Annotated in this window: 1 protein-coding gene; it reads right to left on the reverse strand. The window is 35.1% G+C overall.

What is annotated here, in order from left to right:
- Positions 1 to 53 precede the first annotated feature (53 nt).
- On the reverse strand, positions 54 to 228 hold a 175-nt coding region (locus SB775_RS34595; RefSeq protein ID WP_410865802.1), incomplete at its 5' end, for a DUF2164 family protein.

Genomic DNA, 228 nt, shown 5'->3' on the forward strand with positions numbered 1-228 from the left:
CGTGGCATAATACTTATTTTATAATTGACGGAATACGGCCAAAATGGCTCTTTTTACTTCCCTTCACTCTTCTCTAACACATACAAATCTTCTTCAATATTAGATAGTTTCTCTGTTACAAGCTTTCTAGCATCTCCAATCGCTTGATTGTATGCAAATGGCCCTACTAATTTAATCATTTCTTCTATTAAACGCTCTGCTTGGAAACGCCCAATTTCATCTAAATCT

The organism is Peribacillus sp. SIMBA_075 (assembly GCF_046534585.1).